The sequence below is a fragment of the Pseudonocardia acidicola genome (assembly GCF_012911935.1).
Lineage (GTDB): Bacteria > Actinomycetota > Actinomycetes > Mycobacteriales > Pseudonocardiaceae > Pseudonocardia > Pseudonocardia acidicola.
Map to the genome: position 1 here is coordinate 111,666 of NZ_JAAXLA010000010.1, position 12,222 is coordinate 123,887.

General features: G+C 73.5%; 15 protein-coding genes. 2 read left to right on the forward strand and 13 right to left on the reverse strand.

Annotation, left to right across the window (positions count from 1 at the left end):
• Nucleotides 1-94: 94 nt before the first annotated feature.
• From HF526_RS08100 to HF526_RS08130, 7 genes are all read right to left on the reverse strand, one after another.
• The gene (locus tag HF526_RS08100; RefSeq protein ID WP_169380717.1) at nt 95-340 is read right to left on the reverse strand and encodes a hypothetical protein; all 246 of its coding nucleotides are present in this window, start codon (nt 338-340) and stop codon (nt 95-97) included.
• 96 nt (nt 341-436) lie between these two features.
• A complete protein-coding gene (locus HF526_RS08105; protein WP_169380718.1) occupies nt 437-1,360 on the reverse strand; it encodes a cation diffusion facilitator family transporter in 924 nt (307 codons plus the stop codon).
• Nucleotides 1,361-1,499: 139 nt separating this feature from the next.
• Nucleotides 1,500-2,720, reverse strand: coding sequence for a mannose-6-phosphate isomerase, class I (gene manA, locus HF526_RS08110; RefSeq protein ID WP_169380719.1), 1,221 nt, complete (start codon nt 2,718-2,720; stop codon nt 1,500-1,502).
• A 33-nt stretch (nt 2,721-2,753) separates the two neighbouring features.
• Complete coding sequence (locus tag HF526_RS08115) at nt 2,754-3,845, reverse strand: SIS domain-containing protein (protein ID WP_169380720.1); 1,092 nt, start codon at nt 3,843-3,845, stop codon at nt 2,754-2,756.
• Nucleotides 3,846-3,849: 4 nt separating this feature from the next.
• The gene (locus HF526_RS08120; RefSeq protein WP_169380721.1) at nt 3,850-4,050 is read right to left on the reverse strand and encodes a Trm112 family protein; all 201 of its coding nucleotides are present in this window, start codon (nt 4,048-4,050) and stop codon (nt 3,850-3,852) included.
• 134 nt (nt 4,051-4,184) lie between these two features.
• Complete coding sequence (locus HF526_RS08125) at nt 4,185-5,558, reverse strand: phosphomannomutase/phosphoglucomutase (protein WP_169380722.1); 1,374 nt, start codon at nt 5,556-5,558, stop codon at nt 4,185-4,187.
• Between the two features lie 90 nt (nt 5,559-5,648).
• Nucleotides 5,649-5,996, reverse strand: a complete 348-nt coding sequence (locus HF526_RS08130; RefSeq protein ID WP_338051364.1) for a DUF3499 domain-containing protein — start codon at nt 5,994-5,996, stop codon at nt 5,649-5,651.
• A 94-nt stretch (nt 5,997-6,090) separates the two neighbouring features.
• Between HF526_RS08130 and HF526_RS08135 the strand changes: the two genes are divergently transcribed.
• A complete protein-coding gene (locus tag HF526_RS08135; protein ID WP_169380724.1) occupies nt 6,091-6,570 on the forward strand; it encodes a metallopeptidase family protein in 480 nt (159 codons plus the stop codon).
• A gap of 204 nt (nt 6,571-6,774) precedes the next feature.
• On the opposite strand, the gene HF526_RS08140 is transcribed toward HF526_RS08135, so the two are convergent.
• The gene (locus HF526_RS08140) at nt 6,775-7,029 is read right to left on the reverse strand and encodes a WhiB family transcriptional regulator (protein WP_169380725.1); all 255 of its coding nucleotides are present in this window, start codon (nt 7,027-7,029) and stop codon (nt 6,775-6,777) included.
• 207 nt (nt 7,030-7,236) lie between these two features.
• On the opposite strand from HF526_RS08140, the gene HF526_RS08145 reads away from it, so the two are divergent.
• The gene (locus HF526_RS08145; RefSeq protein ID WP_420821599.1) at nt 7,237-8,004 is read left to right on the forward strand and encodes a site-2 protease family protein; all 768 of its coding nucleotides are present in this window, start codon (nt 7,237-7,239) and stop codon (nt 8,002-8,004) included.
• A 15-nt stretch (nt 8,005-8,019) separates the two neighbouring features.
• Here the strand turns inward: HF526_RS08145 and HF526_RS08150 are convergent, their stop codons facing one another.
• Genes HF526_RS08150 through HF526_RS08170 form a run of 5 tightly spaced genes read right to left on the reverse strand, consistent with a single transcriptional unit; the run spans nt 8,020 to nt 11,936 of the window.
• The gene (locus HF526_RS08150; RefSeq protein ID WP_169380727.1) at nt 8,020-8,568 is read right to left on the reverse strand and encodes an NUDIX domain-containing protein; all 549 of its coding nucleotides are present in this window, start codon (nt 8,566-8,568) and stop codon (nt 8,020-8,022) included.
• Complete coding sequence (locus HF526_RS08155) at nt 8,562-9,902, reverse strand: coenzyme F420-0:L-glutamate ligase (RefSeq protein ID WP_338051365.1); 1,341 nt, start codon at nt 9,900-9,902, stop codon at nt 8,562-8,564. The genes HF526_RS08150 and HF526_RS08155 overlap by 7 nt, the downstream gene beginning before the upstream one ends.
• Before the next feature lie 16 nt (nt 9,903-9,918).
• Entirely contained in the window at nt 9,919-10,926 is a 1,008-nt protein-coding gene (gene cofD, locus HF526_RS08160; protein WP_169380729.1) for a 2-phospho-L-lactate transferase, read from the reverse strand.
• A 31-nt stretch (nt 10,927-10,957) separates the two neighbouring features.
• Nucleotides 10,958-11,446 (reverse strand): glutathione peroxidase, encoded by a 489-nt coding sequence (locus HF526_RS08165; RefSeq protein ID WP_169380730.1) that lies wholly within the window; start codon nt 11,444-11,446, stop codon nt 10,958-10,960.
• A 10-nt stretch (nt 11,447-11,456) separates the two neighbouring features.
• Entirely contained in the window at nt 11,457-11,936 is a 480-nt protein-coding gene (locus HF526_RS08170) for a glutathione peroxidase (protein ID WP_169380731.1), read from the reverse strand.
• Nucleotides 11,937-12,222: the final 286 nt, after the last annotated feature.

The window sequence follows — 12,222 nt, forward strand, 5'->3', positions numbered from 1 at the left end:
GGCCGTGGCGAGGGCCATTGATCCGCCCTCGAGGAGCCGCGCACACGCTCCGGCGCAGCGCCGTCCGGCCTGCTTCCCGCCCGGTGGCCGACGGTCACGACACCGGCTCGGCCCCGGGCCGGTCGAGGATACCGAGCCCGTACGTGCCCGCCCAGCGCTCGACGATGCGCCCCTGCTGCTGCTCCCCGCTGCGATGGGAGATCGCGACGAGCTTGCCGAACTCCAGGTGGGCGTCCGGGAACGTGGTGGCCAGCGTGTGGAAGAGCGCACGGGAACCGGTCCGGCCGGGAGTCTCGCCGGAGGTGCGCTGCTGAACGGGGAAGTCGACCTCGCCGGACATACCGATCCCTTCGTCAAAGCTGACCACGAGATCGACATCCCCCGTCTGCGGACCCGGCAAACCCGTACGCAGGGTGATGCGCCGGCCGGCGGCCGGTCAGCTCCTGACGGGCGTGCGGTCGAGGTCGGGCTCCAGGTAGATGATCCGGGCGTCCGGGACGACGGCACGCACCCGTTGTTCGGCGGCGTCGATGGACCGGGCCACCTCCGCCACCTCCATCTCGGGCGTGAGCGCGATCTTGGCCGCGACCAGCAGCTCCTCCGGCCCGAGGTACTGGGTCTTGATGTGGATGACGCGCTGCACCGCGGAGTCGCCCTCGAGCTCCCCGATGATCCTGGCGAGCACCGGCGCGGTCGCGCCCTCGCCGATCAGCAGGCTTTTCATCTCGACGATCAGGATGATGGCGATGATGCCGAGCAGCGTGCCGATGCACAGCGTGCCGATGGCGTCCCAGACCGGGTTTCCGGTGAGCACGGTCAGCCCGATACCGCCGAGGGCCAGGACCAGGCCGATCAGCGCACCGAAGTCCTCCAGCAGCACCACCGGCAGCTCCGGCACTTTCGACTGCCGGATGAACTGCCACCAGCTGCCCGCCCCCTTGAGCGGTCGCGACTCGTGGATCGCGGTGCGGAAGGAGGCCCCCTCGAGCGCGATCGCGACCACCAGGATGATCACGGCGACCACCGGGCTGCTCAGCGGCTCGGGGTGCTCCAGCTTGTGGATGCCCTCGTAGATCGCGAACACCGAGCCCAGCGTGAACAGCAGCAGGGCCACGACGAAGGAGTAGAAGTAGCGGTCCCGGCCGTAGCCGAAGGGATGCTCCGAGGTCGCCGCGCGCTTGGCGCGCCTGCCGCCGAGCAGCAACAGGCCCTGGTTCGACGTGTCGGCGACCGAGTGCACGGCCTCGGCCAGCATCGACGACGAGCCGGTGACCAGATAACCGATGAACTTCGCCACCGCGATGCCCGCATTGGCCAGTAGGGCCGCGACGATCGCCCTGGTTCCACCGCTTGCTGCCACCGCTACTCCTCGCCGCTCGGGATGACTGTCGGCGAGACCCTAGCCGCCGTCGTACGGGTTACCCGTCACGCGCTCGCTGACACATTGTCCGTCTTCCGGACATGACGGGCCAACAGTGCAGGCCGGGGCGAGGTCCGCCCTAATCGCCCAGGGCGTCGCTGGCCAGGAAGAGCTGCGTGGACGGCTCGGCCGACTCGATCTCGATCTTGCGGTCGGCCGCGGCGAGGAACAGCGAACGCCCCCGGGTCAGCTCCACGATCCGCTCACCGGAGCGCAGGCACACCCCGCCGGCAGTGCAGATCAGGATTCGCGGGCCCCCGTCGGGCACGGTGCCTGCCGCGCCGACGGCCTGCGTGGTGTCCCAGCGGCGCAGCAGGAACTCGTCGGCCGGGGTGTCGTAGGTGATCCACTCCCCGTCCCGGCGACCGGTGCACACCGGGGGCGGCCCGGCTGCGAAGTCGAGCACCCGCAGCAGCTCGGGGACGTCGACGTGCTTGGGGGTCAGACCGCCGCGCAGCACGTTGTCGGAGTTCGCCATCAGCTCGACGCCGGCCCCGGACAGGTAGGCGTGCAGGTTGCCCGCCGGCAGGTACAGCGCCTCGCCCGGCTGCAGCACGACCCGGTTGAGCAGCAGCGCGGCCAGTACACCGGCGTCGCCGGGGTAGCGCTCGGACAACTCGAGCACGGTGCGCGCCTCGGCCTGGAACTCGCCGTCCGCAGCGGCCAGCCGGATCGATCCCTGCTGCAGCGCGGGCACCAGCTCGTCGAGCACCGACTGCGGCAACGTGATCCACGTGGTGAACAGCGCCCGCAGCCCGTCGGGCCCGGGCTGCGCGGCCAGCAGCTCGGAGTGGGCCGCCAGCTCGGGGACGTCCAACGCGCGCAACAACCGCACCGACGTCGCCGGGTCGCGGAACCCGACGAGCGCATGGAACTCGGTGAGCGCGCAGATCAGTTCCGGCTTGTGGCTCGGGTCCCGGTAGTTGCGCTCAGCCGCATCGATGGCGATGCCCGCCGCGTTCTCGCGTTCGAACCCGGTGGCCGCCTGCTCCGCGCTGGGGTGCGCCTGCAGGCTCAGCGGCTCGTCGGCGGCCAGGACCTTCAGCAGGAACGGCAGCCGCCCGTTCCACCGGTCCGTCCGGCCCCGGCCGAGCAGGTTCTCGGGGTCGGCCGTCACCGCCTCGACCAGCGAGACCTCCTCGCCGTCGGATCGCACCAGGTGTGAAGGATCCGCCGGATGCGCCCCCAGCCACAGCTCAGCCTGCGGGTGCGCGGAGGGCACCGGCTCGCCGAGCAGCTCCGCGATCACCGTGCGCGAGCCCCAGGCGTAGGGCCGCACCGGGTTCTTGAGCAGCTCCACCGTCGTCGGTACTCCTCGTCGGGGCCGGCCCGCTCAGGCCGGCTCGATGGTCCGGGTGGCGAGCCCCAGGTAGACCGCCGCGACGTCGCAGCGCGACGCCAGCACCGCGGCCCGCAGCAACGGGGCGTGCCGGGTGCCACGGGCGATCTCGTCGACCGGGTGCAGCAGGTCTGCGGACGGCCAGCTGCGTCCGGTTCGTCGCAGCGTAACCGTTTCGGGGTCCTCCTCCCCGGTCGCGAGCAGCGCGAGGCGTGGCGGCGGGGCTTCGGCGCCGGGCGGGTCGTCGAACGGGTCGTGGAAGACGTCGTTCCCGGCCGCAGCCGCGGTCAGCGCCCGGAACAGACCGGTCGCGGTGCCCGCCTGGCCGATGTCGGATGCGTGCGCCACGACGCCGGCGTGGGTGGCCAGCGCCGCCGCCCCGTGCCCGGCCACCGCCGCCGCGAGCGGGTCGGTCCCCCACAGCAGCGGCGTGTGCTCGGCCAGCCGCAGCGCGAGCGCCTTCGCCGGGTTCATGAACGGCTCGTGGCCGGGCTGGTTGCGCTCGGCCTCCGCGTCGAGCTGGTCGGCCAGCGCGTCGAGGCCCAGGTCCAGCGGGCTGTCGAGCAGCTCCAGCGCGGACACCGTGACCAGCCCGACCGCGAGCGCGCGGGGCAGGTCCAGCCCCGGCGGGACGGGGATGCGGGGCTCGATGAGCCGGACCCGGCCGGCTCCGGCCGAGGCCACCGGCCCGTCACCGGGCGCCGAGAGCACCACCTCGGCGCCGCGGCGCACCGAGCGGGCGACCGCGTCGGCGAGCTCCGCGTCGGTGGCGTCGGCGGTGTGCGCGATCACGACGTCCAGCGGGCCGATCCAGCTCGGCGCAGTGTCGGCGATGACCACCGGCACCGGGCAGGCCGGCCCGAGCAGCGCAGCGAGGATGCCGGCCGCCGACGCCGACGCGCCCGGACGGCGCAGCAGCACCAGGGCGCGCGGCCGGTGACCGGCCAGCGTCGCGACGCCGGCCTCCTCGGCGGTGTGGGCCGCCGAGCGCACCTGGGCGCCCGCGGTCGCCGCGGCACGCAGCACGCCGCCGGTGTCGATGGCTGCCAGCGCGGACGGGTCGGCCAGCAGGGTGTCGTCGAGCATGGGCTCAGTCGCCGCCCTGTTGGTCCAGGGCCTCGTCCAGGAGCAGTACGGGGATGCCGTCGACCACAGGGAACCGGCGGGCACACGAGGTGCACGTCAGCACGTCGGCCTGCGCGTCGTCGGGAGTGCCGACGATCAGCGGGGCGTGGTCGTCGCACGGACACGCCAGGATCTCCAGCAGCTGGGGGTCGAGCTCTACGGCCACGGTCCTCCTCATTCCTGCATGCACAAGCTGCTCCGGGCGGTCCACCGCGATGCTGCCAGGCACAGCGGATCGCCGCCGGGTCCGACCGGGTACGTCGCGGCGCGACGCCCGGCCACGGTCGCGGGGCGGGCGGCTCAGGCCCGGACCACGCCGAGGACCTCGTCGCGCAGGGCCGCGACGGCGGCCTCGTCGGCGGCCTCGACGTTGAGCCGCAGCAGCGGCTCGGTGTTGGAGGCCCGCACGTTGAACCACGAACCGTCGGGCAGCCGGACGGTGAGCCCGTCCAGCTCGTCGAACTCGACGCCGTCGCGGCCGGCGTAGCGCTCCTTGATCGCCGCGACCCGCCCCGCCTGGTCCGCGACGGTCGAGTTGATCTCACCGGAGGCGGCGTAGCGGCTGTAACCGGCCATCAGCTCCGACAGCGGGCCGTCCTGCTCACCCAGCGCCGCCAGCGCGTGCAGCGCCGCCAGCATGCCGGAGTCGGCCCGCCAGAAGTCGCGGAAGTAGTAGTGCGCGGAGTGCTCACCGCCGAAGACGGCGCCGGTCTCGGCCATCGTCTGCTTGATGAACGAGTGCCCGACGCGGGTGCGCACCGGCCGGCCACCGTGCTCGGCGACGATCTCCGGGACGCACCGGGAGGTGATCAGGTTGTGGATCACCGCGACGTCGGTCTCCCCGTTCGCCCTGGCCTTGGCCAGCTCGCGGACGCCGACCAGCGCGGTGATGGCGCTCGGGCTGACCGGCTCGCCCCGCTCGTCGACGACGAAGCAGCGGTCGGCGTCGCCGTCGAAGGCCAGGCCGATATCAGCACTGACGGCGCACACCTTCTTCTGCAGGTCGACCAGGTTCGCCGGGTCGAGCGGGTTGGCCTCGTGGTTGGGGAAACTGCCGTCGAGCTCGAAGTACAGCGGCACGATCTCCAACGGCAGCGGACTGCCCAGCACCTCGGGGACCGTGTAGCCGCCCATACCGTTGCCGGCGTCGACGACGACCGTGAGCGGGCGCACCCCGGACAGGTCGACGAGCCCCCGCAGGTAGGCCGCGTAGTCGGCCAGCATGGCGCGCCGGGTGACGCTGCCCCCGCCGGGGCCTGCCGGCACCCCTGCCTCGACGGCGGCCCGGATCCGGGCCAGCCCGGTGTCCTGGCCGATCGGCGCGGCGCCGGCCCGGCACAGCTTGATGCCGTTGTACTTCGCGGGGTTGTGGCTCGCGGTGAACATCGCGCCCGGGACGTCGAGGGTGCCGGAGGCGAAGTACAGCATGTCGGTGCTGGCCAGACCGATGTCGACGACGTCGAGGCCCTGCCCCGTCACCCCCTCGGCGAACGCGGCGGCCAGGCCGGGCGAGGAGTCCCGCATGTCGTAGCCGACGACCACGCTGGTCGCGCCCTCGCCGGACAGGAGACGGGCCAGCGCGGCGCCGATGTCCCGCACGGTCGCGGCGTCGAGCTGCTCGCCGACGACACCGCGGATGTCGTAGGCCTTCACGATGGCGGACAGGTCTGGCACGGCGCCGACCCTATCGGCCCATGGGCCACCGTTGGGAACCGGCGTTTGGGGCCGCTTACACGGCCGTCAGGGCGATACCGAGGGCACCCACTAGGCCTCGGTCGGCCCCGGCAGGACCCGCAGATGGCCGCGCCGCCCGGTTGCGTTGACCGGGGCGGCCTCCACCGGGCGGTCCGCGCGCCCGGCCTCGCGCACCGCCTCCGCGAGTGCGGTCAGGTCGTCGCTGGTGTGCTGCGGGGGCGCGAACTCACCCTCGAAGCGCACCACTTCCCAGCCCCGCGGCGCGGTCAGCCGGTGGGCGTGCGCGGTGCACAGGTCGTAGGAGTGCGGCTCGGCCTGGGTGGCCAGCGGCCCCACCACCGCCGTCGAGTCCGCGTAGACGTAGGTGAGCGTGGCCACCGCGAGCTCGGTACACCCGGTCCGCGAACACCTCCGCACACTCAACACGTATCCGACGATAGCGCCTTGCCCGCGCCACTCCGGGCTGCGACGCGCACCCGCTTCACGAGCCGTCGGTCGTAAGATTCGAGGGGTGACGACCGCGCACCGCACGTTGCGCCGCTCCCCCCGCCGGCGAGACCGGCGCGGCCGGGGGCTCCGCGGGCTGCTCTACCCGGTGACCACACCGGCCAGCAAGACCCGTGCGGAGAAATTCGACTCGATGGTGCTCGAGGCCCTGGAGCCGATCGAGCAGCGCTGGGGCCCCGAGCTCGCCGACCTCGACCTCGCCGTCGACGAGGTGCCCGAGGTGGACGAGACCTCACCGGACGACGTCGTGTGGGGCACCGGCGTGCTCGCCGACGTCGGGGTGCCGCTCGCGCAGCTGGTCCCGGCCGGGGTGGACCACACCGGCCTGCCCTCACGGGCCCGGATCGTGCTCTATCGGCGCCCGCTGGAGGCGCGCGCCCGGGGCGGGGCGGACCTGGCCGATCTGCTGCACGAGGTACTCGTGGAGCAGGTGGCGGAGTACCTCAACATCGAGCCCGACGTCGTCGACGGCGGGGCCGAATAGCCGGCGCTCACCTCGACGGCGCAGTGGGCCGGCCGGGAGGTGGCGCGCCGTACGGGTGAGTGCGGATGCCGCCGGCCGGCATTCGGGACCGGGCTGATCGGCGGAGCACCGGAAGGGCGTTACGGGCGAGCGCGCCGTGCCACCACGGTGCCACCGCGACCAGCACACCGGGACGGCGGCCGCTCCGCCCGGGAGCGACGTGGATCAGACGGCGGCGCGCCGCAGCCGGCGGCGCTCCCGCTCGGAGAGCCCACCCCAGATGCCGAACCGCTCGTCCTGGGCGAGGGCGTACTCCAGGCACTCGGCCCGGACCTCGCAGCCCGAGCAGATGCGCTTGGCCTCGCGTGTCGAGCCGCCCTTCTCGGGGAAGAACGCCTCGGGATCGGTCTGGGCGCAGAGGGCCCGTTCCTGCCAGTCCTGGTCGGTCGACGCGTTGGGATCGTCCAACAAGTCGATCAAGTTCGGTGCGTCGGCCCCCGCCGTCGACCCGACAAGCGATAGTGTGTCAGTGATCACGTTCACCCGCCCACCTTCCCCGCGCCCCCGGCGAATGACACCGCTGTAAGTACAACGCTGTGGTTCAAGGTTCGCAAGCCGTGACTTCCATCCGGGTGACGCGGTCCACCCGGTCGGTCGCCCGTTCGGCACAATGGTCAGGTGCGCGGTGTGTCGGCCCGAATCAGCCCGTGGTTCCTGCTTCTCCTGGCCGTGGCGTCCCTCGGTGGAGTGCTCACCGTCGTCGGCACCCGCGCCCTGCTGGCCTCGGGCTCGTCGGTGACGCTGACGACCGGGATCGTGCTGCTCGTCCTCGGCGGCTGGGCGGTGTCGCTGTGCCTGCACGAGTTCGGGCACGCCGCCGTCGCCTACCGCGGCGGTGACACCTCCGTCCGCGACAAGGGCTACCTGACCCTCGACATCCGCCGCTACACCGATGTCGGCCTGTCGTTCGTGCTCCCGCTGGTGTTCCTGCTGCTCGGCGGCATCCCGCTGCCCGGCGGCGCGGTGTGGATCAACAACTGGGCGATCCGGTCCCGGTTCACGCGCAGCATGGTCTCGCTGGCCGGGCCGGGCACGAACCTGATCATCGGCGCGATCCTCGCCATCGCGGTCGCGACCGTGCCGATGCCGATCGGGCTGGCCGTCGGGCTGTCCTGCCTCGCACTGATCCAGGTGCTCGCGTTCGTGCTGAACATCCTGCCGGTACCCGGACTCGACGGGTTCGGCGTGCTGGAGCCCTATCTGTCGCAAGGCGCCCGGGAGCTCGCGGCGAAGGTCCGCCCGTGGGCACCGATCGTGCTGTTCCTGCTGATCATCGGCCTGCCCGGAGTGGCCTCGATCTTCTTCGACCTGGCCTACTTCGTGTTCCACATGATCGGCGGGAGCCCGGCGAACGCCCAGGCCGGCTACAGCCTGCTGCTGTTCTGGCGGCACTGACCCCCGCGCCGGAGGTCAGGCGCGGGCGAGGCGGGCCCGGGCCGCGGCGACCATCACCGGCACGGTGTCGCTGTCCGGGGGCAGCGCGTCCACCGGCCACCAGCGCAGGTCCACCGACTCGTCGCTGATCCGCGGCACCGCCCCGTCGGGCGCGCGCACCAGATACCGGACGTCGAGATGCCGGGTCGGCCGGCCCAGCGAGCACGTCACCGGGTGGACGTCGAGGTGCAGCGGCTGCTCGTCGATGACCAGCCCCTCGATCCCCGACTCCTCGGTCGCCTCCCGCAGCGCGGCGGCACGCAGCGTGGCGTCGCCGGGCTCGCAGTGCCCGCCGAGCTGGATCCAGCGACCCACCCGCGGGTGCAGGGTCAGCAGCGTGTGCTCGCCCGTCGCGTCGAGCACGAGCGCCGAGGCGGTGAGATGTCCGGGTTCGCAGGACCGGTCGCACGCGTCCGCCGGGCGCGCGGCGAGGAAGGCCAGCAGCGCGTGCTGCAGCGCGCGTTGCGCCTCGCCGGGCGCGGTCCACTCGCGCAGCGCCGCGGCGGCGGCGGCCGGGGCTACCACTCGACCAGGCCCGTCGCAGGATCCCGCGGCGGTCGCGGGGCGAGCGGCTCGGCCGGAACGCCGACCGCGATCGCGCCGAGCGGCTGCCAGTCCCCGGGCAGGCCGAGCTCGGTCTGCACCACCTCGGGCGCGAAGATCGTCGAGCCGACCCAGCAGGAGGCCAGCCCCTCCGCCGCCAGCGCGACGAGCAGCGACTGCACCGCCGCCCCGCCGGCCACGGTGAACATGTCCCGTTCGGCCGCCCGGCGGGTGGCGTCGGGATAGTCCTGGGCGCCGTCGCCGGTGCGGAAGGCCAGCACGAGCTCGGGTGCCCGGCGCAACAGGTCGCCGCGGGCGAGCCTGCGTTCGATCTCGTCGGTGGGGCGGCCGTCCGCGGCGAGGTCGGTGCGCCAGCGTTCGCGCATCGCGTCGAGCAGCGCGGTGCGCCGGGCCGGATCGCGCACCCAGCCGAACCGGAACGGGGTGCTGTGGTGCGGCGCCGGCGCGGTGAGCGCGACGCCCACGGCGCGGCGCAGCGCGGCGGCGTCGACCGGCTCGTCGGCGAAGGCCCGCGAGCTGCGACGCAGCAGCACGGCCTCCCGGCGGCCCCGGGCCAGCGCCTCGTCGGTGCCGAGCCAGAACATGTCCTCGTCGAGCGCGCGGACGAGGTCGCGGGCGCACGAGCTGTCGTCGGCGGTGGCGAGCCCGCGCACGACCGCGACGGGCAGGCCGCCGAGCTTGCCCTTCACCAGGTCGGCCGCGGCGGCCACCTCGTCGGCCAGCGCCACCTCGGTGACCACCAGCTCGTTGCCCTCGCCGTCGACCGCCCCGCCGTAGCGGTGCAGCACTGTCATCCCGGCGGCGCCGATCGCGACGTCGGTCTGCCCGACCCGCCAGGTGCGGCCCATCGTGTCGGTGACGACCACCGCGACGTCCACGCCGAGCAGCACCTTCAGCGCCCCGCGCAGCCGCTCGGCGCTGGCGTCGGGATCGGCGGGCAGCAACGCCAGCTCGTCGCGGCGGACGTTGGACGCGTCGATGCCCGCCGCGGCCTGCACCAGACCGAGCTTGCTCGCCACGATCAGGGTCCTGCCGCGGCGCGCGAGCACCCGTTCGGTCTGCTCGTCGACCAGCCGGCGGCGCAGCGCGTCCCGTTCCTCCGGGTCGGTCGGCGCCGGGACCAGCCGCCCCTCCACCTTCGACACCACCTTGCTGGTGACCACGACGACGTCGCCGTCGGCCAGCCACGGCGCGGCCTGCGTCAGCGCGGCGGCCAGGTCGTCACCCGGGCGGAACTCGGGCAGGCCGCGGACCGGGAGGACCTGGAGGCCGCCCGGCGCGGCGTGGTCGGCCACCGGCCCGGCCGGCGTGTCAGCCAACCTCGACCCCGGCCAGTTCGAGGGCCCGGCGGGCCATCTCCGCGGTGGCGTCGACATCGGTCATGAGCAGCGGCACCGACAGCACGTCGGCGCCCGGCACGTCGGCGGTGTCGCCGGTGTGCACGAGCCAGCCGTCGAGCAGGCCGCCCTCACGCCGGCCGCCGTAGTGCCGGCCGACCGCCTCCGCGGTGGTCTCCACTCCGATCGCCTCCAGGCACGCATCGGCCATCCCGCGCAGCGGGCGCCCGCCCACGATCGGCGACAGCCCGACGATCTTCGCCTCGGCCGCGACGAGTGCCTGCGCCATGCCCGGCACCTGGATCATCGTCCCGATGCTCACCACCGGGTTGGACGGCGCGACGAGGATCGCGTCGGCGCCCTCGATGGCCTCCCGGACCTCCGGCAGCACGCCGGCCTCGTCGGCCCCCACGGAGGCGAACCGGTGCGGCGCCGGCTTGGCCTGGTGGCGCACCCACCACTCCTGGAAGTGGATCGCCTTCAGCGGGCGGTCACCGGGTCCGGCCGTGTCGTCGTCGGGGTCGCCGATGACGACGTGGGTCTCGACCCGGTCGTCGGTGACCGGCAGCAGCCGCACCCCGGGCTGCCAGCGGTGACACAGCGCCTCGGTGACCTGGGACAACGGGTAGCCGGCCCGCAGCATCCGGGTGCGCACGAGGTGTGTGGCGATATCCCGGTCGCCGAGGCCGAACCAGGTGGGGTCGGCCTCGTAGGCCGCCAGCTCGTCGCGTACCGCCCAGGTCTCCCCCGCCCGGCCCCAGCCGCGCTCGGGGTCGATCCCACCACCGAGGGTGTACATGCACGTGTCGAGGTCCGGGCAGATCCGCAGCCCGTGCAGCCAGATGTCGTCCCCGACGTTCACCACCGCGGTGACCTCGTGATCCCCTGATCCGGGACCGACCGCGGGGAGTCCCAGCGCAGCCTTCACCCCGAGCAGGAACCGGGCACCGCCGACCCCGCCCACCAGCACGACGACGTTCACGAGGTGCGAGCCTACGTCGCGGCGCCGACACTCAGCCCGGCAGCACCGCCTCGATCGCGTCGACGATCTCGTCGGCCTCCGGCTCGGTGCGCGGCCGGAACCGGCCGGCCACCCGGCCGTCCGCCGCGACCAGGAACTTCTCGAAGTTCCACTGCACGTCACCGGCCTGGCCGAGGGTGTCGGGGTGACCCGTGAGCCGCGCGTAGAGCGGGTGCCGACCCTCCCCGTTGACGTCGGTCTTCGCCGTCAGCGGGAACGTGACACCGTAGGTCGCCGAGCAGAACGTGCCGATCTCCGCCGCGGTGCCCGGCTCCTGCCCGGCGAACTGGTTGCACGGCACCCCGAGCACGGTGAAGCCGCGGTCGCCGAAGCGCTGCTGCAGCGCCTCCAGCCCGGAGTACTGGGGGGTCAGCCCGCAGCGCGACGCCACGTTGACGACGAGGACGGCCTTGCCGTCGAGGGTTGCGGGGTCGAGCGGCGTGCCGTCGAGCGCGGTCAGGTCGATGCCGAGCAGAGCCATGATCGCCAACCTACGCCTCGGGCAGCAGCGCCTCGATCGCCTCCACGATCTCCCAGCTCTCCGGCTCCACGCCGGGGCGGAACCGGCCGGCCACCCGGCCGTCCGGGGCGACGAGGAACTTCTCGAAGTTCCACGCGACGTCGCCGGCCTCGCCGTCGTCGTCGCGCGCCCGCACCAGCTTCGCGTAGAGCGGGTGCCGGCGCTTGCCGTTGACCTCGAGCTTCGCGGTGAGCGGGAACGTCACCCCGTAGTTGCTCGAGCAGAACTCGGCGATCTCGGCCGGGGCGCCCGGCTCCTCCTCGGCGAACTGGTTGCACGGCACCCCGAGGACGGTGAAGCCACGCCCGGCGAACCGCTCGTGCAGCCGCTGCAGGCCCGCGTACTGCGGGGTGTGGCCGCACCGCGACGCGACGTTGACCACCAGCACGGCCTTGCCGTCGAGCACCTCCCGGTCGAGCGACCCCCCACCCAGCGCACCCGGCCATTCCATGATCGCCACGCTACCCGCCCCCGCGCTCTCGACAGCCCCTGTACGGCGCCTTGTGGAGACAAGACGCGATCGGGCGGGGGCTGTGGACGGAGCGTTCGACAGATCGGGGCGGGCGTTCGAGCGTTGGAGGATGACTGCGTGGGTGGGCAGGTCCCGGTGTGACCGTGACGCATGCGGTGCGGTGCGCCGGGCTCGTCTGCGAGCGCGAGGTCAGGGCCCCCGGTCGACAGCCGATCGAAAACGTTGAGGGCCCACAACGCGGGGCGGGGTGGGGTGGTTACATGGC

What these genes read in the sequence shown, in the direction of transcription:
- HF526_RS08165 (WP_169380730.1), bottom strand. Translation starts at nt 11,446, where the DNA reads ATGGCTCTGCTCGGCATCGACCTGACCGCGCTCGACGGCACGCCGCTC.
- HF526_RS08100 (WP_169380717.1), bottom strand. Translation starts at nt 340, where the DNA reads ATGTCCGGCGAGGTCGACTTCCCCGTTCAGCAGCGCACCTCCGGCGAG.
- HF526_RS08170 (WP_169380731.1), bottom strand. Translation starts at nt 11,936, where the DNA reads ATGGAATGGCCGGGTGCGCTGGGTGGGGGGTCGCTCGACCGGGAGGTG.
- HF526_RS08115 (WP_169380720.1), bottom strand. Translation starts at nt 3,845, where the DNA reads ATGCTCGACGACACCCTGCTGGCCGACCCGTCCGCGCTGGCAGCCATC.